24 protein-coding genes, 1 other RNA gene and 2 riboswitches are annotated in these 21,891 nt (G+C 48.1%); of the genes, 17 read left to right on the forward strand and 8 right to left on the reverse strand.

Annotated elements, in window-relative coordinates:
* Positions 1-6 precede the first annotated feature (6 nt).
* Both C7R91_RS01755 and C7R91_RS01760 read left to right on the forward strand, forming a co-directional pair.
* On the forward strand, positions 7-534 hold the full coding sequence (locus C7R91_RS01755; protein WP_047068236.1) for a DinB family protein: 528 nt from the start codon (positions 7-9) through the stop codon (positions 532-534).
* Between the two features lie 138 nt (positions 535-672).
* Positions 673-779, forward strand: a riboswitch (SAM riboswitch).
* 65 nt (positions 780-844) lie between these two features.
* Positions 845-956, forward strand: a riboswitch (SAM riboswitch).
* Between the two features lie 85 nt (positions 957-1,041).
* Positions 1,042-2,307 carry a homoserine dehydrogenase gene (locus C7R91_RS01760; RefSeq protein ID WP_047068234.1) on the forward strand — a complete coding sequence of 422 codons (1,266 nt, stop codon included), beginning with the start codon at positions 1,042-1,044 and terminating at the stop codon, positions 2,305-2,307.
* A gap of 15 nt (positions 2,308-2,322) precedes the next feature.
* On the opposite strand, the gene C7R91_RS01765 is transcribed toward C7R91_RS01760, so the two are convergent.
* A complete protein-coding gene (locus C7R91_RS01765) occupies positions 2,323-3,492 on the reverse strand; it encodes a CapA family protein (protein WP_047068232.1) in 1,170 nt (389 codons plus the stop codon).
* 78 nt (positions 3,493-3,570) lie between these two features.
* On the opposite strand from C7R91_RS01765, the gene C7R91_RS01770 reads away from it, so the two are divergent.
* On the forward strand, positions 3,571-4,386 hold the full coding sequence (locus C7R91_RS01770; protein WP_047068230.1) for a VOC family protein: 816 nt from the start codon (positions 3,571-3,573) through the stop codon (positions 4,384-4,386).
* A gap of 302 nt (positions 4,387-4,688) precedes the next feature.
* On the forward strand, positions 4,689-5,561 hold the full coding sequence (locus tag C7R91_RS01780; protein ID WP_236697801.1) for a hypothetical protein: 873 nt from the start codon (positions 4,689-4,691) through the stop codon (positions 5,559-5,561).
* Positions 5,562-5,601: 40 nt separating this feature from the next.
* Here the strand turns inward: C7R91_RS01780 and C7R91_RS01785 are convergent, their stop codons facing one another.
* Positions 5,602-6,081 carry a CcdC family protein gene (locus C7R91_RS01785; protein WP_047068225.1) on the reverse strand — a complete coding sequence of 160 codons (480 nt, stop codon included), beginning with the start codon at positions 6,079-6,081 and terminating at the stop codon, positions 5,602-5,604.
* Between the two features lie 97 nt (positions 6,082-6,178).
* Positions 6,179-7,378 carry an MFS transporter gene (locus C7R91_RS01790; RefSeq protein WP_047068223.1) on the reverse strand — a complete coding sequence of 400 codons (1,200 nt, stop codon included), beginning with the start codon at positions 7,376-7,378 and terminating at the stop codon, positions 6,179-6,181.
* A gap of 194 nt (positions 7,379-7,572) precedes the next feature.
* On the opposite strand from C7R91_RS01790, the gene C7R91_RS01795 reads away from it, so the two are divergent.
* Complete coding sequence (locus C7R91_RS01795; RefSeq protein WP_047068221.1) at positions 7,573-8,253, forward strand: CPBP family intramembrane glutamic endopeptidase; 681 nt, start codon at positions 7,573-7,575, stop codon at positions 8,251-8,253.
* A gap of 18 nt (positions 8,254-8,271) precedes the next feature.
* Entirely contained in the window at positions 8,272-8,826 is a 555-nt protein-coding gene (locus C7R91_RS01800) for an RNA 2'-phosphotransferase (RefSeq protein ID WP_236697800.1), read from the forward strand.
* Here C7R91_RS01800 and C7R91_RS01805 read toward each other — a convergent pair.
* Entirely contained in the window at positions 8,823-9,356 is a 534-nt protein-coding gene (locus C7R91_RS01805) for a DUF309 domain-containing protein (protein ID WP_047068217.1), read from the reverse strand. The genes C7R91_RS01800 and C7R91_RS01805 overlap by 4 nt on opposite strands.
* Positions 9,357-9,447: 91 nt before the next feature.
* On the opposite strand from C7R91_RS01805, the gene C7R91_RS01810 reads away from it, so the two are divergent.
* Positions 9,448-9,699 (forward strand): hypothetical protein, encoded by a 252-nt coding sequence (locus C7R91_RS01810; protein WP_047068215.1) that lies wholly within the window; start codon positions 9,448-9,450, stop codon positions 9,697-9,699.
* A gap of 51 nt (positions 9,700-9,750) precedes the next feature.
* On the opposite strand, the gene C7R91_RS01815 is transcribed toward C7R91_RS01810, so the two are convergent.
* On the reverse strand, positions 9,751-9,921 hold the full coding sequence (locus tag C7R91_RS01815) for a YjzC family protein (protein WP_017249478.1): 171 nt from the start codon (positions 9,919-9,921) through the stop codon (positions 9,751-9,753).
* Between the two features lie 588 nt (positions 9,922-10,509).
* Between C7R91_RS01815 and C7R91_RS01820 the strand changes: the two genes are divergently transcribed.
* The 4 genes from C7R91_RS01820 to ssrS all read left to right on the forward strand — a co-directional run bounded on the left by C7R91_RS01820 (position 10,510) and on the right by ssrS (position 13,264).
* On the forward strand, positions 10,510-10,860 hold the full coding sequence (locus tag C7R91_RS01820) for a DUF4870 domain-containing protein (RefSeq protein WP_047068213.1): 351 nt from the start codon (positions 10,510-10,512) through the stop codon (positions 10,858-10,860).
* Positions 10,861-10,991: 131 nt separating this feature from the next.
* Positions 10,992-12,167 (forward strand): CaiB/BaiF CoA transferase family protein, encoded by a 1,176-nt coding sequence (locus C7R91_RS01825; protein ID WP_047068211.1) that lies wholly within the window; start codon positions 10,992-10,994, stop codon positions 12,165-12,167.
* Between the two features lie 17 nt (positions 12,168-12,184).
* Entirely contained in the window at positions 12,185-12,955 is a 771-nt protein-coding gene (locus C7R91_RS01830; RefSeq protein ID WP_047068209.1) for an enoyl-CoA hydratase/isomerase family protein, read from the forward strand.
* Between the two features lie 118 nt (positions 12,956-13,073).
* A non-coding RNA gene (gene ssrS, locus C7R91_RS01835) (6S RNA) lies at positions 13,074-13,264 on the forward strand.
* Between the two features lie 90 nt (positions 13,265-13,354).
* On the opposite strand, the gene C7R91_RS01840 is transcribed toward ssrS, so the two are convergent.
* Genes C7R91_RS01840 through C7R91_RS01850 form a run of 3 tightly spaced genes read right to left on the reverse strand, consistent with a single transcriptional unit; the run spans position 13,355 to position 15,939 of the window.
* The gene (locus C7R91_RS01840; protein WP_047068207.1) at positions 13,355-13,789 is read right to left on the reverse strand and encodes a hypothetical protein; all 435 of its coding nucleotides are present in this window, start codon (positions 13,787-13,789) and stop codon (positions 13,355-13,357) included.
* Between the two features lie 32 nt (positions 13,790-13,821).
* Positions 13,822-14,163 (reverse strand): DUF2512 family protein, encoded by a 342-nt coding sequence (locus tag C7R91_RS01845; RefSeq protein WP_047068205.1) that lies wholly within the window; start codon positions 14,161-14,163, stop codon positions 13,822-13,824.
* Positions 14,164-14,199: 36 nt separating this feature from the next.
* Positions 14,200-15,939 (reverse strand): Rqc2 family fibronectin-binding protein, encoded by a 1,740-nt coding sequence (locus C7R91_RS01850; RefSeq protein WP_047068203.1) that lies wholly within the window; start codon positions 15,937-15,939, stop codon positions 14,200-14,202.
* A 178-nt stretch (positions 15,940-16,117) separates the two neighbouring features.
* On the opposite strand from C7R91_RS01850, the gene C7R91_RS01855 reads away from it, so the two are divergent.
* From C7R91_RS01855 to priA, 6 genes are all read left to right on the forward strand, one after another.
* Positions 16,118-17,002: a YicC/YloC family endoribonuclease gene (locus C7R91_RS01855; protein ID WP_047068201.1), complete on the forward strand. Its 885-nt coding sequence runs from the start codon at positions 16,118-16,120 to the stop codon at positions 17,000-17,002.
* Between the two features lie 24 nt (positions 17,003-17,026).
* Positions 17,027-17,287: an extracellular matrix/biofilm regulator RemA gene (gene remA / locus C7R91_RS01860; protein ID WP_015891999.1), complete on the forward strand. Its 261-nt coding sequence runs from the start codon at positions 17,027-17,029 to the stop codon at positions 17,285-17,287.
* A 16-nt stretch (positions 17,288-17,303) separates the two neighbouring features.
* Positions 17,304-17,924: a guanylate kinase gene (gene gmk, locus C7R91_RS01865; RefSeq protein ID WP_047068199.1), complete on the forward strand. Its 621-nt coding sequence runs from the start codon at positions 17,304-17,306 to the stop codon at positions 17,922-17,924.
* A gap of 4 nt (positions 17,925-17,928) precedes the next feature.
* Entirely contained in the window at positions 17,929-18,135 is a 207-nt protein-coding gene (gene rpoZ / locus C7R91_RS01870; protein WP_016742004.1) for a DNA-directed RNA polymerase subunit omega, read from the forward strand.
* A gap of 75 nt (positions 18,136-18,210) precedes the next feature.
* Complete coding sequence (gene coaBC, locus C7R91_RS01875) at positions 18,211-19,458, forward strand: bifunctional phosphopantothenoylcysteine decarboxylase/phosphopantothenate--cysteine ligase CoaBC (RefSeq protein WP_047068195.1); 1,248 nt, start codon at positions 18,211-18,213, stop codon at positions 19,456-19,458.
* Positions 19,455-21,890 (forward strand): primosomal protein N', encoded by a 2,436-nt coding sequence (gene priA, locus C7R91_RS01880; protein ID WP_047068193.1) that lies wholly within the window; start codon positions 19,455-19,457, stop codon positions 21,888-21,890. Before coaBC ends, priA begins: the two co-directional genes overlap by 4 nt.
* The last annotated feature ends 1 nt before the right edge of the window (position 21,891 follow it).

The raw sequence follows: 21,891 nt of genomic DNA on the forward strand, positions 1-21,891 counted from the left end.
GAACACATGCTCAGACGACCAGAGCGCGATGAATACTCTGCTTACTTTGACTATTATATTGGTCTTGTACCGGAGGGGGAGCTACAAACAATCCTCACGCAGCAAGGAGAGAGGCAAGTCGGGTTATTTTCGTCACTTGCGCCCGAGAAAATGGATTATCGGTATGCACCAGGCAAGTGGACGGTTAAAGAGGTTTTGGGTCATCTCATGGATACAGAACGCATCATGAGCTATCGCTTGCTGAGAATCGCGAGAGGAGATCAGACACCCCTCGTCGGTTTTGATGAGAATGCTTTTGTCGAACAAGGGTGTTTTCAGCTAAGAGACCTGTCTGATTTACTGGAAGAATATAAGGCTGTTCGTGCTTCCACCATCGCGCAGGTGCGAGGAATCTCTCCAGAAGCATGGGTGCGTACAGGAATTGCCAACGGGAACAAGCTATCTGCTAGGACGTTGGCCTATTTGATTGCTGGACATGAAGCTCACCACACTACCATTTTAAAAGAGCGGTATTTGGGGGATGGTAAAATCTGAGGGCGCAACCACTTCGCCACAAGGATTATAGGAAAGCTCACCGAAAGCCTTGCCCAATCAGCTTGCAATCAGAAAAGAAAGAATTTTGTTGACGCTTGCCTTGGAATTTCTTAGAATAAAGCTCAACAGCATAAAAGGTTCTTATCCAGAGAGGTGGAGGGTCTGGCCCGATGAAGCCCGGCAACCGTTGCATATTGCGACAAGGTGCCAATTCCTGCGAGACGTTTCGTCTCGAAAGATAAGAAGCGGGTTACTCCATTAGTAGATGAACCTTCTTCTTATTGAAGAAGGTTTTTTTAATTTCATATTTTCTTTATCCAGAGAGGTGGAGGGACTGGCCCGATGAAGCCCGGCAACCGTCACGCATATTTTGTGACAAGGTGCCAATTCCTGCAGGACATATACGTCCTGGGAGATAAGGAGGGGGAGCATGACTGCTAACAAGCCTTCTTCTTATCGAAGATGGCTTTTCTTTTTATCTAAAATTCGGGGTATGGGGTGGTCAGGATGAGTGCAGAAGTGGTACGCGTGGGATTATTGGGATTGGGGACAGTGGGTGGAGGTGTAATCAAGACAATCCGTTCACAACAGGAGAAGCTGGCTTCTCGTCTGGGAAAACGAATAGAGATCGTCAAGGCATTGGTGCGTGACTCGGAAAAAGAGCGGGCGGTTCATGTCGACCCAGCTTTACTGACAACAGACTTTGAAGATGTATTAAGGAGCGATGTGGATATCGTGGTGGAGGTCATGGGCGGTGTAGAACCTACCTATGACTACGTCCGTGCTTTGATCGAAAAAGGCTGCCATGTGGTAACTGCCAATAAAGAACTCCTGGCGAAAAAAGGAACAGAGCTAGTTGATTTGGCAAATCAGCATCAAGTGCATCTTGCCTATGAAGCCAGTGTGGCAGGGGGCATCCCGATCTTGAGCGTGCTGAGGCAGTTCCTACGAACGAACGATATCCAAGGCGTTCGCGGTATTCTCAACGGAACAACGAACTTCATTTTGACGAAAATGGAAGCAGAGCAGCTCTCTTACCAGGAAGTGCTCAAGCAAGCGCAGGAGCTGGGCTATGCGGAAGCAGACCCTCGTTCGGATGTAGAAGGCTTTGATGCTATGTACAAATTGTATATCTTGACACAGCTTGTTTACGGAGAATCGCTGCCTTTAGCGGATGTTGTTCGCAAAGGAATTGCAGATTTGTCAGCAGGTCACATTCGGATTGCGAGCGAGCTGGGGTACCGGATCAAGCTGATCGCGCAGGCGAATCAAGCTGAAAAAGGAATTCGCCTATCTGTTGAACCAACCATGCTTCCGCTGAGCCATCCGTTGGCGCAAATCCACGACGCGTTTAATGCTGTCCAGCTATCCGGCAACATCGTGGGAGACTTGTTGTTTACAGGAAGAGGGGCAGGAGAGCTGCCTACAGCAAGTGCAGTCGTGGAGGATTTGGCCTATTTATTGACACAGCCATTCACGCCGCATCCTACCTGGAAAGAGAAGACGGCTGACAAAGCTGGAGTCTCGGTGGACTCGGAAGAACACGTCCTATGTTATCTTGAGGGCTCATGTCATACTGCGACGCCAGATCGTGTCTTGCATTTCCTTCAGCAGGCAGGAGTGAGCGTGCATAAATTAAAGGTCCAATTCGACTTGGGTGGCGTCTTGCGCGCAGGTTTGATCGTGACAGGAATCAGTGAAGAGCACGAGTCCTTATTGAAAAAGGATTTTGGCTTAGAAGTGCGCTGCTTCCCGATTCTTGAATCTGCGTAAGTATGGCTTCTTTTGTCAGGGGGCAGTCTCCGCCGCTTTTGCACGTGGCTGCACACGCCCGTCACTTCGTATGTCAACACTCTCAGAAATGGATTCAATTCGTTCTAGCAGGGCGGCACCGTTGCTTTCATTCATGGGTACGGCTTGTCCCAATTCTGCGTGAAACGGCAGCATCGTCAGCTCACAATCACCGCTTTTGGTGCAGTTTGCTTGCAGGACCATCGTTTCCCAAGTCTTGGGTTCGTTTGATCGTGTGAAAATGAAATTGCCAAGACTGTACGCAATCCATTTGTCGTTGTATCGTTCAAAGCCTTGAAGTACGTGGGGATGACCGCCGACAATCAAATCTGCACCAGCATCGATGTAGGCACGGGACAGCTCTTTTTGATGATCGACGGGATAATCGGAGCGTTCCTTGCCCCAGTGTGCAATCACCACCACGAGATCCGCTTGGCTGTTCGCATCTTGGATCGCTTTCACTGCCAGTGTAGGATCATAGGAAGCGGCCATACCAGGCTGGGAATCTCCTGCAAACCAGCTCGTTTCGGGAATGACCCTGCTGAAGCCGAGAATCGCGATTTTGATGCCGTTTTTTTCTATGAATACAGGTGAATAGGCACGGCTGGCATCTTTACCGGCGCCGACGTATTCAATCCGGTTTTCGTCCAAAGCGTCAAAGGTATCCAGCAATCCCGGAACTCCTTGATCCATCGAGTGATTATTAGCGAGATTCACCACATCAATCCCGGCGGTTTTCATGGCAGGAACAGCAAGTGGCGATGATTTGTAGACATACTCCTTGTTTTGAGCGGCAACACCTGTGGCCGTGATCGGCGTCTCCAAATTGGCAATGGTGATATCATCTTGCAAAAAGAGCGAGCTTACATGTTTGTATGGGTAGTCAAAGCTGTTTGCGAGTAAGGTTTTCTCAACATTTCCTGACATCATGATGTCACCGACAAAGGTGAGCTGCACAGAAGTCTTCTGGTTCGCGGTATTGTCAGGAGTAGGCTGCGTATTCGGGCTGGCATGTTTTCCATCTATGGCAGTTTGGAATAGGTAGTAGGTTCCGACGATGAAGATGGCCAACACGCTAAATAGGAGCGTGCTCTTTCCCACACGTGCCCATTTTCTGCGTGAGCGCTTGCGCCGAGCATGTATCCGGCTTGATCTGTTCTCGTTCATTTTTCCCCCTTGTCTTTCTATCCTTACATAAATGAAGTTTGATATCCTATAAGTAATACGAAAAAGGGGCGAAAAAAGGTGCGATTAACTTTTGATCATTTGGTTCATTTTGTACATCGGACTCCTCAGGAAGCAGCGGAACAATTTTGCCAAGCGGGTTTTCATGCAGTAGCTGGAGGGCGTCATTCGTCTTGGGGGACATGGAATAGCCTTAGTTATTTCGGGCTTTCTTATGTTGAATTTTTGGCGGTTGAACACGAGGAGCTTGCCCGACAGTCAGAGAATCCGCTCGTACGTCAATGCATCGAGGATGAAGCAAAAGGAGAAGGCTTTGGTCAGATTGCGCTTCGGACCGACGAGATGGATGCGTGGGCAGAGCGCCTGCGAGGCCAAGGCTTGCAGGTTACTGGACCTGTTCCAGGAAGTCGTACGCGTGATGATGGCACGACGCTTCGGTGGCGGATGTTGTTCCTTGAAGATGCAGATAGTGCTCTTCTCCCGCCATTTCTCATTGAATGGTCGCAAACGGATGAAGAGAGAAGAGAAGATTTGACGAATCGTGGCATCATTTCCGCACATCCGAACGGTGCAGCCCATCTCAAGTCTGTAGGGTATGCCGTGACGGATTTGGAAGAAGCAACAGCACGTTGGCAAAGCTGGTTTGGGTGGGAGAAGGGCGAAAAATTTCACGATAAAGAACTGGGGGCCATCTGCCAAGCATTTGAACTTCCGGGAGGAAATGTAGTGCTTTGCCAGCCGACTGGGGAGGGATTGGCGCAGACTGCATGGAAAAATCGCGGGCAAAGACCGTTTTTTGCGAGGCTGGCAGGAGCAAGCAAGAATAGCGAGTATAAGATTGGTGGAGGCTCTTACTTTCTAAGAGCGCTGGAATAGTGTTTAGAGTAGGAGAAAGCGCTGGAGATGGTCATCTGGAAAAACTTCCGGCAATGGATTGAGTTGTGTTTGCGAGAAGAGGAGCATCCGTTTTATGTTGATTTTAAAAAATGAAAAGTGATGGCGAAGCATTCAAACAAAAACCATCTCGCAATCGGAGAGGGTTTTTGTTTTTTTATGTCCTACGTTCTCCGATCGCTAGATACCAATTCCTGAGATGGTGAAATTTGGGTGAAAAAACGTTAAAGTGAAGATAAAATACAAGACAGAAGAGAAAGTAGAGGTGATAGAGGATGCTCATAATGAGTATCTTATTAACCATAATCCTAATTGGTCTGTTAGTCTTTATTTACCAAAAACGTGAAGAAACCGAGTCAAACTTGGGATGGAAAGTTGTCGGATATTTTTGGTTAGGGGCATTTACTTTTAAGGTAAACGAGACTCCGTTACCTTTAGGCTTTTTGCTATTTCTTTTGATATTCCGTCCAATGACGAATGTGAAAACAAAAAAACGTTCCGCTTATCTCGGTTTAGCATGTTTCCTCATCCTGAATTTGATTTTGCCAGCAGTGGAGAGGGATCTGTTTGAACGTCCAAGAGATGTAGTTGCGGCCAGTGACAATATGTTTCAAATTAATTTCGCGAACGATTGGATGACGATACGGGATCAACTCAAAATCGACGAGCATGCACGGCTGGTATATTTTAAGGCGAATTATCAAAAAAATGGTCAATTAGATCGCTTGTACTATAATGTAGTCAGCGTTTCAGAAAAGGACTCTATTTATTATGATATCCATTTTTCTGCTGACACAAATCGCTATACAATCCGCGCTGAGAAAATTGGTGTGGAAGGGTTAGAATATGTGGAATTTGTTGAGGCTTCGAGATTTTTTGAAGTTTTGGATGAGGTTCAGGTCCGAAACCTGTCTCTGGAACAGCCATATGTAGGATATACCCTTCGATTCGATGGAGAACGGATAAAGGATGCTGACGAGTATCGGCAAAAATATGTGATCCTGGGGAAAGAAATCAAAACCATTACCAGGGATCAACTTCCGATAGATGGGTATTCCATTCATCTTTGCGGGAAAGAGAAGCCTTACGAATTACCGAGTGGCTCTGGAGTATCAAACAGATGTGAAGCGAATGCAGATTTCTTTTTTGATGACTGAGTAATGAAAGAAACCACCTCACATTGGAGGTGGTTTTCTATTAGGTGCCAAACGTCTTTTTGGTTAAATTCCGGTACATCACCAGCATCGCGATACGCCAAGGCACGAGCATACCGAATGCGAGCAAGAAGAACAGTCCACCTGTTTGAAACGGTGTAAAGCTATCATTGATCACCAGTTTAATAATCAGCCGGATGACCAACAGACCGGACAAAATGAAGAAAAACGCACGGGACCGTTTCAAATAAACATCTTCCCCGATAATTTCGAAGCGTGAAGTCATAATCAACGGAATAGAAAAGATAAGCCCAACCACGAAGGCTGCAATATCAAACTTGGGCGGTAATTGCGCCTCCGGGAACAAGAACATCGCAAACCCTGTCGCCATAAAGAATGGTGGCAAAATAATGCTTTTTGCAGAAGCCGGCTTTTTTTGCCGACGCATTCTCAAAAAGATCACTGCAATAGCCATCACAAGAGGCAGCAGGATTCCCAAAACGGGAGAGGACAGTATCTGCATGGAAAAACGCCTCCATAAGTGTTCAACATACTTTCACTAGTGTACACCAAAGCATGGCCTGGGGAAAGCGTTTGTCATGGTACGTTCCATACCGATTCTAGGCAGCTGCTTCATCGTGGGAGCGAACATCCAGCTTATGCTTTTTACTGTAAATGAAAGTCAACAAGCCAAAGAGCAATGTCACCGAGCCGATGAAGAGGAGATAGCCGCTAATACCGAGAAGGTCTAGCCCAACTCCTGTAATCGCGAGAGCCAACAAGAAAAATCCACGATCTAGCATGCTTTTGAAAGAAAAGAATCGCCCTTGCTGGTGTGGAGGTAGGCGCTTCTGAAAAATTGTTGCGATGACCGGGAAGAAGAAAGCAACGACAAAGCCGAACACGGAGAAGGAAGCAAGCACCATGAATTTGTTATCGGCGAATGACATGCCAAACTGGGAAAGCGCGAAGAAAAAGAGCATGATGGTGGACGCTGCCACGAGGTTTCTGCGGCCTATCCAACGTTTTGCCAAGAGTCCCCCAATCAAAATGCTGATTCCTTCTGCTGCATAGATCCATCCCATGAGCTGAGGTTCCTGTTGCAGCTCGCTAAAGTTCAGGATCATCAGGTTCACACCGCCAAGGAACAAGGTGATCAATCCATTATTAATCAATCCGACAAACAGAGCCGGGTCCTGTCGCGAGATCGTCAGTACTTCGCGAAACTCCACTTTTTCCTGAATCTTCCGAGAAGTGACTGGCGGAATACGGAGAAAGAGAGTGACCACAGCGAGTACTGCATACGCGATGATAGAGCACACATACAGCATGGACAGGTCCATGGATGCAACGAGTATACCACCGATGGCTGTTCCTCCAATGCGCGAGAGGGTAGAGATATTCAAATATGCGCTGTTCGCCTTGAGTAACTCGTCCTGGGAAAGGATGGCTGGCAAGGAAGCCTGCACGGTCGGAAAATAAAAAGCAGCGGAGCATTGCATCACGATCAAAGATACGATCATCCACAGAAGAGAATCGCTTGCAAGAGCTGGGAACATAAAGACTGGGCTGAGTGTTCGGACCACACTGGCAAACAGCATGATTTTGCCTTTGTCGTACATGTCAATCACCACACCCGCTTTTGGGGCGAGGAGAATGCTGACCACCAATCCACACATCAGAATCAAGCCCTTCACCGTGTCAGAAGGAACGAGTTTCTGCATAAACGCAAGATTGGCAATAATCGAAATCCACATGCCCGCTCCCGCGACGATCTCTCCGCTCATTAAAAGCAGAAAGGTACGATTACGCCATAACATGAGAGCCACTCCAAACATTCGTTAGATAGGTAAAAATTCGAACCGATCGATTCATTTGATAAAAAGCCATTTCTCTAGTATAGCATTCATGCAACCGCTTGTATATTTATTGTCTTTGTGGGTATTCTTCGTGTTCATAACGGACAAACTAACCCAATACTGCGGCCATTACGCACAAAAGGAGCTATTCGTAAATGGCGCGAAAACGAACGTTACTACTGTTGATCGTGTATGGATTTGCTGCCACACTCACGATCTTTTACGGACTGGTGGAAAAGCATAGCGTCATTATCACGTTCTTTTCTTTTCATGTTCTCGTTTGCATCTGTATCCCCGTCATTCACGGATGGTGGGAGGGAGATTTGCGAAGGCACTGGCGTTTCGCGTGGGGAAGTTTTGAATGGCAGGGTACTTTATACGGACTGGCGCTTGGCATTCTGATGTTGACGGGAGTGCTGGCTGGACTATGGTTGCTCCTGCAGGAACCGGGAAGACCTGAAGCCGTTCGAGCAGGCATGGAGGCATGGGGGATTGAGCGCCGCTGGATTTGGCTTTTTTCCTTCTACCTCGTTTTCATTAACTCGTTGCTGGAAGAGTTGTTCTGGCGAGGCTTCGTATTGCAGCGATTGCGTGCATCCTTATCCCGATTGATGTCCATTTTTCTTTCCAGCTTTTTTTATTCCTTGTATCACCTGATTATCTCTACGATCCTATTTGGTTTTCGAAACGGCTTGCTCATTACATCGATGGTTTTTGGCGCAGGGCTGATTTGGGGATGGATGAAAGGAATGTTTCCTTCGATATATCCAAACTGGTTTAGTCATCTGTTCGCGGATTTGGGTCTCGCACTAGCTGTGGTTCTCTGGATTTATTGACCGGATAGGAGGGCGAAAATGATGCTGGCGATTCATGAAGAAACGAGACTTCGCAAGCGATTGCTTAGTATACTTCGGCAAAACAGTGAAGCATTTCAACTCTACTATGACACGTATGGGTATACCCCAGTTGAGCCGTTGCTGGAATATCTTCATACGCTAAAAGGGTGCGCATACATAACCAGGCAAGATCTTCATCAAGTCGTGGAATTCGATCCGGAGCGGAGTATCGAATGGGACGGAGGAGCACTCATTCGTGTTACCTACGGCTTTTTGCCCTCGATTGCAAAAAGCAGGCTCATGGAGATCGTACCACCTGACGTTCTCTATTACGGGACACATCGAAAGTTATTAAAACAAGTACTCACTGGCGGCCTGTTGCCGATTGCCAGTGAGTATGTGCAGCTTGCGGATAGGCCGGAGCATATTGGAGAGTCGACAGACACATTGCGCCTCGTCACTGTGAATGCAAAGAAAGCCCATGAAGCCGGCATTTGCTTTTACCGAGTGGGTGAGCACTATTGCTTGAGCGATGCTGTCCCAGCCAGTTATTTGCAGTTGTACGCGGATTAGTTTGACTCGTTGTTTCGACGTGCTTCGCGCATCTTTAGCTGGTGCTGGCGTTCTGCCAAAACGTCGCTTCGGTCCCTTAAGGTATGCTTATTCAGCAAATAGGCGTCTTGCATATCGCTATCCCGATGTTCAGGGTAGTTTTGCATCGTACAAGCCTCTTGATACGCCTGTTTCAAAGCATCGGACATGGGCAAGGAAAGGCTTCGATAGGGCTGACCATTTTGCATTTCCATCAGGCGCTCTTCAAGCAGGCTTGCCAAACTGTCACTATCCAACCCAAGCTTTTGGATGTCTAGATGATGCTTTTTGACAAGGGAAATGGCGCTCGTAAGCATTTTGATGGCACCTGACTGATTCCCGCGTCTCTGGTGATAAAGAGCGACGGAGATTTGAATCAAACCGACCCACACTGGCTGACGTTCATGTGGAGGAGCGCTTTTCCAATACTCTTCAAGAATCTCATGACACTCAAAATAATCGCGTTCTACATGAAACTGGATCAAATAATCCAGATACGGTTGCGGATACATGGTGATCTTCACCTCACTGCTTGGTTTTCAATGGTTCGTTTATGTACTATTATAAAGCATAGAGAGTAGAAAATGAGGTGTAAAACCATTTATGACAAGAGATGAACTCGTAGCCGTATTGGAAAAAAAGCGAATGACCGAAATCATAGAACTGATCGAGGATGCTGAACAGGGCGAACTGGAAGAGCTCGAGCTCGTGGAAAGCTTGGGGTTGCTCATGGATCAGGAGTTGAACAAAGAAGTCCTTTCGTTATTGGAGAGCTTGGGTGTCACCATTATTTACTTGAGCGGCGATGAAGAAGACGAAGAGGAAGAAAACGACGACGAAGACGACGACAATTAGGAAAAAAGAGAACCAACCTTGTGCATGGTGCCAGGTTGGTTTTTGCAATCTTTACTTTTGCGTCCATACGCGATTTTTATTTCGTGTAGCGGGGAACTTTTCCCCTCTGGAAAGCTCGATGATCATCGGGTTCTGCACGCTTGCACCGGACTCACCAATCTCCATGTATACGGCATTTTTCGGAGACTTTTCTCCTTCACGAAAACGGCTGTGTTCTCCCACGAAGGCACCTTCTTCCTAAGGAATTGTCATCTGAATTAGTATGACCCGGTATACAGGCTTCATGCCCTCCCTTCTATTGACGATAGGTTTTGAATACTTGCGCATCGTGTTCGAAAGTCGGAAAAAGCGCGATCTAATCAGCGATTGAACACTCCTACTACTTAAATAGCCTACGAGACATCCGCTGATTTTGACTCGTGTATAGACTTATGACCATGCCGATATGTCTTCACCTACATACCTTGTAGATGTAACGAACAGGAGGGGGTGAGGTTAATGAGTTGCGGATGCAGAAGATCTCGTCGCAGATGCTATAAATGCTGCGAAAAGAAAGTGTACAAAAAGCATTGCTACTACAAGCCACACTACAAAACGTATTGTAAACCATACGGTCGTAGCTATGGACACGGACATTGTGGCCACTATGGAGGCTATGATGGTTACGGTTCCTCTAGTGGCGGGTACGGTGGAAGTCACGATGGCAAATATTAATAGAGAAAGGCGCCGTGACGGCGCTTTTTTCGTTTTTTCGCAAGTTTTGCGCAATTTGTCGTACAATAAAGGAAAAGGATTAATGGAGGTATGGATATGCAATTCCTGAATGGGAAAGAGGAACGAATGTGGGCGATGATTGTACATCTATCTGCCTTCCTTGGTTTTGTCGTTCCGTTCGGCAATGTACTAGGACCTTTAATCGTTTGGTTGATCAAGCGTGAAGAGGGAGCCTTTTTTTATCAGCATGGAAAAGAGGCCCTGAATTTTAGCATCTCGGTGACGATTTATGCGGCAATTTCAAGTTTGTTGATTATCATTTTTATCGGCGCACTATTATTGGGAGCCCTTTTTATTTTTTGGGCGATCTTCGTTATCATGGCTGCGGTGAAAGCGAATGAGGGAAAAGAATTCCGTTACCCGCTCACTCTCCGGTTTATCAAATAACTGCTCTTGAAAAAGTCGTTCCGCCTGGGGCGGCTTTTTGTATTTGTTTGAATTTTCTATTAAAAAAGAGGGTGAACACTCGTTCATCTCGAATTACAAGAGAGTGTAGTCGGTGAAGGGGGAGTCAAATCATGTTGACGGGAGTGACGATCGTTGATTTTTCTCGCCATCTTCCAGGTCCGATTTGTACGATGCGCCTTGCTGATTTAGGGGCAGAGGTCATCGAGGTGGAACCGTTTCACGACAAAGCTCACTCAATGTTAACCAGGCCTACTCAACCTGAAGTTAGAGAGACGGGAGCGTTTTACCTGCGTTCACATCGCAATCATAAAAGCATTTCCTTGAATTTGCGGACAAATGAGGGAAAAGCGCTCGCGTTTGCTCTGGCCAGACAAGCTGATGTCGTGGTGGAAAGCTACCGACCAGGTGTGATGCGGCATTTGGGACTTGATTACGATCGCCTGTGGGAGATGCACCCTGCGGTCATTTATTGCTCTGTGACGGGCTATGGTCAAAGCGGGGAGCTATACCAAATAGGGGGGCATGATTTGAATGTCCAGGCAGTAAGCGGATTTCTCTCGCTGGTTCGCGATCTGGAAGGAAAGCCTGTCGTTGCTGATATTCCGCTTTCTGATTACGCGCTCGGTCTGTATGCCAGTGAACAAATATGCGCGGCGCTTGTTCAACGTGCGCGGACAGGACGAGGAGCATATTTGGATGTATCGTCGGCTGACTTGTTTAGTTCTTGGACAGGGCTGCATGCACTGTTTATGTCATACAGCTCCTCGATTGGACGGGAGACCAGAAAAGGGAATTTGTTGGCGTACCAGGTTTTTGAGACAGCAGACGGTCAGTATGTCGCACTTGCTGCGCTGGAAGAGAAGTTCTGGCTCAATTTTTGCCGCGCGGTAGGAAGAGCAGACTGGGAGCTATACCACCTGGCGAGCGTTGCAGAGCATCCAGATGTGTTTGACGACATGAAAGCACTGTTTCTGTCCAGAACCCAAGCTGAGTGGAGTGAGCTGGGAAGTGAAGTGGATTGCTGTCTGACCGCTGTTGAAGATTGGGAAAAATGGGCAGACAACCCGTATGTTGCGAACAGGGAGATAGCGTATACGCTTCCTTATTTGGAAAAGAAGTCGCTCGATCAAGAGGAGGGCTTCGCGCATCGTTACAAGACAGAGAGGTTGTCACCCCCATGGCACACCGATTACACGCACGAGCTGCTCAAACGCAAGCTGAACCTCACAGAGGAAGATTTGAGCAGGCTGTATAGGCAGGGAATTATTCCTGCCGCTTCTTCATAGGAAAGGAGAGAAAAATGATGGAACAGGATTATCATACGCAAGTGATCGTAACAAAAGCCGGTGGAATCTGCACGATTACGCTAAACAGACCACATGTCCTCAATGCGATGACGGTAGAAATGTTTTCGCTTTTGCAGGACGCGATTGCAAAAGCATCAACAGATGAGGAAGTCGATGTGCTAATTTTGCGAGGAGCAGGAGGGAACTTTTGCTCCGGTGCTGATTTGGGCGTGTTAACTGCGCTGACGGATAAGAGTGACGCTGATCAATCATTGACGATCATTAATGATTTCATCACCAATTTGCATCAAATGCCAAAACCTGTGATTGCCGTTATCCAGGGAGTAGCCGTCGGAGCGGGACTCAATCTGGCGTTGCATGCTGATTTTGTCATTGCGACGGAAGATGCGCTGTTGCAGGAGCCTTTTGTTCAGATCGGTCTGACAACGGATTTTGGCGGGACATACCTTTTGCCGAGACTTGTTGGTACAGCGTGGGCGAAGCGGCTCGCACTGCTGGGAGAAAGGATTACAGGGAAAAAGGCGGAGGAAATCGGCTTGATTTATCGAGCGGTAGAAGCCAGTCAAGTCGAAAGTGAGGTTGAAAAATTGGTTGCTGCGGTACGTTGCCTGCCGAAACAAGCATATGCTGTAACCAAAGAAGGATTGGGACGCTGCCAGGCAAACGGTCTAGAATACGCTCTCACCTGGGAAAAGCAACAGCAGCCGTCCCTGATCGCACGTCCTGAATTTCAGACACTTGTACAAGCGAAGGTAAAGCGGACGTAGCGATTTATTTTGGAAGTGGAATGCTTCGTTCATGTACAGGTGATTTTGCGTTCGAAAAAGTCCAAAGGGAACTTTATCCGTTGAGCAATGGACCATTCTGTGATAAAGTAGGGATATCAAGATCCTGCGATGTACGATAGGCCGTAAATGTTTCTAACCTTATACGTGTTTTTTGGGAGACGGAAACTGTGATGGATGTCAGGCCCACCTCCTTTTTGGATGCATGGGAAGGCTGAAGTGCAGAAGGGTCGCCCACCTGTGTGAGCGCAGGTTATAGAAACATGAGGTCAACGGCAGAGCGGGGACTTGGCCGTTTATGAATGCAATGAATTGCCGATAGCACAAAAACAAAAACCACTTGGAATCTGCTTCCAGGTGGTTTTTGTTTTTGTGCCTCAATTAATGAGTGGTTTTGTTTTGTTTGCCCGAGCTGTGACCCTGCCCTTGTTTTTGGGAGCCTTGGTCTTGATCTCCGTGATCGACAATAGTCAGGTCTTTTTCAAGTGTTTGGGAGTCTTGGGCGTCTTGAAGAATTTGATACATTTGCAGGAAGTTTGCTTTTTGTCCCTCGGGAATTCCTTTAATGCGAACGGTCAGCTCTTGCGGGCCGCCGCCATTTTGCTGTTGCCCACCTTGGCTGTTCCCTTGCCCGCTGTGTTCATTTGAACTCGGTTGCTCATCAAGAAAGCTGAGAAACATCGAGTCACTGTCTTGGTCTTGTTGGTTGTTTTGTCCGCTGTCTTGTGATTGCTGCCCTTGTTCCTTTCCGCCTTGCTGTTCAAACAGCACGTTGAATTCGTTAAGATCGGTCTGGATGATACCAATGACGTTCATCCTGATCCTCCTTCCAAAATAGAAATGATGCTTCAGCCTGGATGTTTAGAATGATGGACACCGTGCCGTTGCAGGTAACCATGGAAAAAGTATTCGACCACCGTAATGGCAAATGCCGTCAACAACAAACCAGATAAGGATATGGTCTGACCAAACAAATAACAGCCAAGCCACAAGGAGGCATACACGAACAAGAAATCAGCGGAGCTCGCAAACGTATTGTTCGTACGTGGGAGGATTGTCAAATCCAGTACATAACCCAGTAAACTGACAATCACGCTTGCGAGCACTGCAAACATAAGGGACGTACCCGACCACCAAAGCCCTGGAATGGCAATGATTCCGTTAAACAAGAGCTTGAGAACGATGTTCAAAGTGCGAACACCACCTTTCATGCTCTTAGTATGAACTTACGTAGTCGCACTATTCGTAGAAGGGGTGTTTGATTTTAAACGGCGGATCAATGCTTCATCCGGTGTCACATACAGCGTTCGTTGCTGCTCGTATATCACATAGCCAGGCTTGGCACCGCTCGGTTTTTTTACATGCTTGACGAGTGTGTAATCGACGGGGATTTGACTTCCTTCTTTGGCACGACTGAAATAAGCCGCCAGATTCGCTGCTTCAAGCAATGTCTCATCCGAAAATTCCCGAGCGCGAATGACGACATGGGACCCGGGGATATCCTTGGTGTGCAGCCATGTTTCTTGCGACGATGCGAGCTTGTTGGTCAAGTATTCATTTTGTTTATTGTTTTTGCCGACCAAAATTTCAATGCCGTCCGATGAAAGGTATGTGTCCAGCTCTGGTTTGGTATCTTTTTTCTTGCGCGGACCGCGTTTTTTACGATCTCGCATGTAGCCTTGCTCCACGAGCTCCTCGCGAATTTCTTCGGCATCTTTTAAGGTGGCATGTTCCAGTTGAACCAATACTCCATCCAAATACAAGAGTTCAGCCTTCGCTTGCTCAATCTGCTCACTTACGATAGAAAGGCTATTTTTGGCCTTGTTATACCGCTTGTAATACGACTGCAAATTTTCCGACGGGGTCTTCAACGGGTCGAGCGGAATGGTGATAGTATCTCCCGCTTCGTCATACCAGTTGACTGTGACGAGCTCGCGATCCCCTCGCTTCATTTGGTGCATATTGGCGGTGATCAATTCACCGTACAGACGGAATTGATCTGCTTCATGCGCATCTTGCAGTGTTTGCTCGAGCTTCTCGATTTTCTTTTCATTTTTATTGCGCTCACTGGTGACAAAACGAATCAAATCGTGCGCACGCTGCTTGACGGTGTCACGGAGCGCCTTTCCTTCGTAAAATGCCTGCAAGCATTCTTGGACAGAAGGATAGGGGGTGGTGACCCCGCTAGAGAGATGTGTCAGCTCAACGACGTGAAAATACGCTTTTCCGTTTGCCTCAACAATGGAAGGGACATACTCATGATTGTTGATTGCCTTCATCACCTGTGAAAAGGCAGCCCAGAGTGTTTCGCGATTCGCGAGGCCGGCTCTGTGCAAAATTTCTTTTGCCAACAACGGACTGATCCCGGTATAGCCTTCTACGATTTGCTTGTCCAAACGACCGCCGTTCCAGTCGAGGGAAGAAATAAACGCTTGCTCGGTTACAGTGAGAGGGTCGCGTTTATCTTGGCTTGGAGGAGAGACGTAAGGTCTGCCAGGCGTAACTTGTCTGTACTGGCTAATGGCGAGCGTCACATGCATGGCGCTATCCAAAATCATTCCGGTCGCGGGATCGATGAGGATGATGTTACTGTGCTTGCCCATGATCTCTACAATAATTCGGCGGACCGCCGTGTCACCCAGCTCATCCCGGGTACGCACGTCGATGTGAATGATTCGCTCCATCCCGATTTGCTGCACAGATTCAATTACGCCGCCCTCACAATGCTTGCGCAATAGCATGCAAAACATCGGAGCTTCCAGTGGATTCGTGAATTCTTCTGTCGTGATATGAAGTCTCGGATAGGTCGGGTTTGCAGACAGGAGGAACTTTACCGTTTCTCCTTGTGTCCGTACTTGCATAACAATATCGCTATGGTGCGGCTGGTGGATTTTCGAGATGCGTCCTCCTACCAGTTTATGTAATTCCCACGCTACGGAGCGGGTTACTACGCCATCAAATGCCACAAAGGTCACCTCAGATCAAAAAAATGGCTAGAATAATAGATAGAGAGCTGCCAGTCACAGTGTAGCATAAGTCGGAGCAAGGAGGAATCTCATCGTGGTGGGGTTGCTTCGGTTGACACTGCCAAGAGTTGTCTCCTATAATAAATTAACGATTTTGCGTCTATGGAAGTGAAAACTTGTGATTCGAAGCATGACTGGTTACGGTAGAAAAGAAGATAGCAAAGGCTCCATTCGAGCAACAGTCGAGATTCGTGCGGTGAATCACCGTTTTTCTGAGATTGTCGTGCGCCTGCCCAAAGCGTTAAATATGCTTGAGGATTCGATTCGTAAGCTGGTCGCACAGTATGTCAGAAGAGGGCGTGTCGATGTCACTGTCTCAGTGGAAGGGAAAAATTCTTCTGCTGCGGTCATGGACATTGACTGGGATGTAGCTGAACAGCTAGTCTCCATTTCCCGCGAGATGACTCAGCGTTTTTCGCTAGAGACGCCTTTAACCGTCAAGGATCTGTTACACTTTCCTGGCGTGATACATACCAAAGAGTCAGAGGACAATGTGGAGGAGCTGGCAGAGTGGCTCCAAGACCTGGTCAGGGGCGCGGCAATGGATCTCGTTTCGATGAAAGAGACCGAGGGGAAACTGCTGCACGCTGATCTAGCCAGTCGCCTGACTGCCGTCAACACATGGACGCGGGAGATCTCCCAGTTGGCCCCACTTTGTAGGGAAGATTACAAGGGCCGACTTGAGCAACGCGTAAGTGAGTGGGCCGGTTTGACACCTTTTGAATTGGACCCTGCTCGTGTAGCGCAAGAGGTTGCCTTTTTCGCTGATAAAAGTGATATTAGTGAAGAGTTGACCCGTTTAGACAGTCATTGCCAACAGTTTGCCAATCAATTAGGCAAAGAAGAAGCAATTGGTCGAAAACTGGATTTTCTGCTCCAGGAAATGAATCGGGAAGCGAATACGATTGCTTCAAAAGCGAATCATTTGCGCATTCAGCATTTGGCTGTCGAGATCAAGACAGAACTGGAGAAGATGCGGGAGCAAATACAGAATGTTGAGTAGCATGAAAGGATGGGCTGGGCCGTCATGGCAATCAAGCTAATCAATATCGGTTTTGGCAACATCGTCAATGCCAACCGCATTATTTCAATTGTAAGTCCGGAGTCCGCTCCTATCAAACGGATCATTCAGGAAGCGCGCGATCGCAACATGCTGGTGGACGCGACCTATGGGAGACGTACACGTGCGGTCATTATTACAGACAGCGATCACGTGATTTTGTCAGCGGTACAGCCAGAAACAGTGGCGCAGCGCTTGACAACGAAGGATGACGAATCGGACGAATAAAGTAGGAGTGTAAACAATGAGTATGGTTGATCGTGGTCTCCTTTTGGTTCTTTCCGGACCAGCTGGTGTGGGAAAAGGAACAGTATGCAAGGCGCTTCGTGAAGTGATGCCTGATCTGGTGTATTCTGTTTCCGCTACCACACGCCAGCCGCGTCCCGGAGAGGTGGAAGGAGTTAATTACTTTTTTAAAAGCCAGGAAGAGTTCAAGCAGATGATTGAAGAAGATGCTCTTCTGGAATGGGCAGAATACGTAGGAAATTACTACGGAACACCTCGTCAGTTCGTGGACGATATGCTCAATGAGGGGCGCGATGTCATTCTTGAGATTGAAGTTCAGGGTGCTCTTCAAGTGAAAGAGCGTTTCCCGCAAGGTACATTCCTGTTCCTGGCTCCGCCTGATTTAAACGAACTGGAAAACCGGATCGTGGGACGAGGGACAGAATCACAAGAGATCATTCGCAAACGTATGGAAGTGGCGCGTGCTGAAATCGAGCTCATGGATCACTACGATTATGTAGTCGTCAATGACGTCATCGAATCGGCTTGCGATCGTATCCAAGCGATTATTACAGCGGAGCATCTGAAAAAAGATCGTCAGGTTCACAAATATCGCAAATGGTTACAGGAGGTTGAATAGAATTATGTTGTATCCATCTATTGACGAATTGACCGAAAAGGCAGAGAGCAAGTACATCCTGGTAACAGTCGCATCCAAGCGCGCGCGTCAGCTTCGCGAAAACAGCGAAATTCAAGTGGTGAGACCAAAATCCAAAAAGTTTGTAGGTTTGGCACTGGAAGAGTTCATTTCCGACGAGCTCGTTCATGAGTTTTTGGACGGTCGCAAATAAGCATTCACCTTTAAAAACAACCTCACGAGGTTGTTTTTTTCGGATTTCGGATAGGGGAGAAAGGAGAGAGTGCAGATGCATTCGCTTGCAGGAAAACGAATTGTTCTTGGGGTATCTGGCGGCATCGCTGCTTATAAGGCTGCTGCACTGACCAGCAAGCTGACACAGGCAGGTGCATTGGTGCATGTCATTTTGACAGAGAGCGCCTTACAGTTTATTCAGCCTTTGACGTTTCAAGCCTTGTCTCACCTGCCTGTTTATACAGATACGTTTACGGAGTCAGACCCGCATGTGATTAGCCATATTGAACTGGCTGATCGAGCTGATCTCGTATTGATCGCGCCAGCAACGGCTAACGTGATTGGCAAAATGGCGAATGGCATTGCGGATGATATGCTGACGACGACTGTACTGGCTACGAAAGCGCCTGTCATGGTCGCGCCTGCCATGAACGTCAATATGTACAATCACCCTGCGGTTATCGCCAATATGGATAAGCTTACCGCGTATGGTTATCGGTTTGTTGAACCCGGTGTCGGGCTTTTGGCATGTGGCTGGATTGGCAAAGGGCGTTTGGCGGAGCCCGAGGAAATCGTCGAAGCTGTGCGACAATGGTTTGCTTCCGATGAGACAAGACAGACGGTCCGAGAAAAAGATTTGCAGGACAAGCACGTACTAATCACGGCGGGACCGACTCGTGAAAAAATTGATCCCGTTCGTTACATAACCAATCATGCTTCCGGAAAAATGGGCTACGCTATCGCGGAAGCGGCACGAGACAGAGGGGCGAAGGTCACACTCATCAGTGGGCCGACTAACCTGGCACGTCCTGATGGAGTAGAATTCATCGCGGTAGAATCGGTACAAGAAATGTTTGATGCCGTCATGGAGCAGTTGCCGCACTGTGACATCGTCGTCAAATCAGCAGCCGTTTCCGATTATCGACCAAAGCATGTAGCTGAACATAAGATGAAAAAGGGTGATGGTCCACTCGAACTTGCGCTGGAGAAAGCACCCGATATTTTAAAGACGATTGGTGAGCGGAAAACGAAGCAATTTGTCGTAGGCTTTGCAGCAGAGACCCAAAATGTGTTACAGCATGCCCAGTCCAAGCTGGAGCGAAAAAATCTCGATATGATCGTAGCCAATAATGTATTGCTTGAGGGAGCAGGTATGGGGAGCGATACAAATATCGTGACCTTGCTAACCCGTGGCGGAGAGCAATTGGCATTGGATAAATTGAGCAAGCGGGCTGTGGCAGACAAGCTGTTTGATGCTGTTCTTGCCGTGCAAGAGCATAGACCGCTCCGAGACCTGTCATGATTGCCCAAATTATCGTGGACGTTCCGGTCAATCGAACGAATCGACCTTTTGATTACCATGTTCCGCCTTGGTTGCGTCCACTGATTCGCATTGGCAGCCGCGTCGTTGTTCCGTTTGGTCCCCGTCAACTGCAAGGCTATGTCATCGGGATCGTAGAGGATGATGAAGCCATACCAGATCGTTCGCGACTAAAGGATGTCGTACAGGTACAAGACGATACTCCTCCTCTTACGCCAGAGCTGCTAAAGATGAGCGAATGGATGTCCAAGCAATATTTGTGTCCGTGGGTAACGGCTGTACAGGCGATGCTTCCGGCTGTGCTGAAAGGGAAGTCGGAGAAGTGGCTGACGGCGACAGATGCATTAGACGAAGAGGCATGCGGGAGATCGGGGCTTCTATGGGAATTGTTTCGCAAACGGCAAATTCCGCTCTCAGAAGTGGAGAAACAATTTGCGGAGGAGTATTTGCTCGTTCCAGGCTGGATACAGAGCGGTTTGCTCGCTACGGAGTATCAAGTAAGGGACAGAATTACCCGCAAGCAGCAATCATTTGTCCGAAGCTTATTGGATGAGGGTAAGCTGGAAGAAGCGATTGGCTCGTTGCCGGCACGGGCAGAGCAAATGCGCCGTGTCCTTCAACTGATGCTCATGCACAAGGAGCAATCCTTATCTGTACAAATGCTGCGGGATGAATACGGAATTACCCGCTCTCCGCTAAAAAGCCTGGAATCAAAAGGCTGGATCGCTATTGAACAAGTGGAAGTGTACCGGGACCCGTACGCCAATCGACGATTCCAGGATAAGCAAAAACCCGTCTTTACTCCCGTACAGGAAGCGGCACTGACCCCTATCTTGCAATCGATTGAGTCAGGAACGTATGCTTCTTACTTGCTGCACGGCGTTACCGGAAGCGGTAAGACAGAAGTGTATCTCGAAGCGATCGAACGCACGTTGGAAAAAGGGCGCGAGGCGATCTTTCTCGTTCCGGAAATATCACTGACTCCCCAAATGGTGGAGCGCTTCAAAGCCCGTTTTGGTGCAGACGTAGCTGTTTTGCACAGTGCGTTGTCACAAGGAGAGCGTTATGACGAGTGGCGCAAGATCATTCGAAATCAAGTCAAAGTGGTGGTAGGTGCCCGATCTGCCATCTTTGCTCCGTTTCGGAATGTTGGTTTGATTGTCATTGATGAAGAGCATGAGAGCTCGTATAAGCAAGAAGAGACGCCGCGCTATCATGCACGGGAAGTAGCCCTGTGGCGAGCGAAAGAGAATCAGGGTGTACTTGTCATGGGAAGCGCGACTCCTGCTCTGGAGACGTATGCACTGGCTACGCGAGGCCGCTACGAGCTGTTGCGCATGCCGGAGCGTGTCGGGAATCGTCCGATGCCAGAGGTACATGTTGTGGATATGCGCGAGGAGCTTCAGGCCCAGAATCGTTCGATGTTCAGCCGGAAGCTGCATGAGATGATTGCGGATCGATTGGCAAAAGAAGAACAGATGGTCATTTTCCTTAACCGAAGAGGCTTCTCTACCTTTGTCATGTGCCGCTCCTGCGGTTATACGATGCGTTGTATTCATTGCGATATCTCGCTTACTTATCATAAAACGAATCATACGGCGCGCTGCCATTACTGTGGATACACCATCGCACAGCCTAAGCATTGTCCGGAGTGTCAAAGTGAGCATATACGCTTTTTTGGTACGGGAACGCAAAAGGTGGAAGCCGAGCTGGCAAAACTTTTCCCTGGAATCCGGGTCATCCGAATGGACGTGGACACGACCTCGCGAAAAGGCTCTCACGAAGAGCTGCTAAACAAATTCCGCTCGGGTCAAGGCGACGTTTTGCTCGGTACGCAGATGATTGCCAAGGGGCTTGATTTTCCACGCGTGACGCTGGCGGGAATCATTGCCGCGGATACATCCTTGCATCTGCCTGACTTCCGTGCAGCCGAGAAGACATTTCAGCTTTTGACGCAGGTAGGTGGACGGGCAGGACGGCATGAGCTGGACGGAGATGTCGTGATTCAGACGTATACGCCGGAGCATTACAGCATTGTTCATGCGACCAAGCATGATTATCCCGCATTTTATCAGGATGAAATGATGCAGCGCAGACGAACAGGCTACCCGCCGTACTTCCGTCTCGTATTAATTACGTTCAGCCACGAGGAGGTACCTGTTGTGATCCGTGGTGCGCATACGATGGCTGACTATTTGCGGCAGCGTTTGGCACAGACGACGATCCTCTTGGGCCCTGTGGCTTCGCCCATTGCCCGGGTGAAGGATAGATTTCGTTTTCAGATCATGCTAAAATATCGTGATGAACCGCAACTGTCAGACCTGCTCGCTCAGGCGACGGCTGCGTTTGAAGAATGGAACAAACAGCAGAAAGTATTGATGACGATTGACGTCGACCCTTACGTACTGCTTTAGG

The sequence above is a fragment of the Brevibacillus formosus genome (assembly GCF_003013405.1).
Taxonomy (GTDB): Bacteria; Bacillota; Bacilli; order Brevibacillales; family Brevibacillaceae; genus Brevibacillus; species Brevibacillus formosus.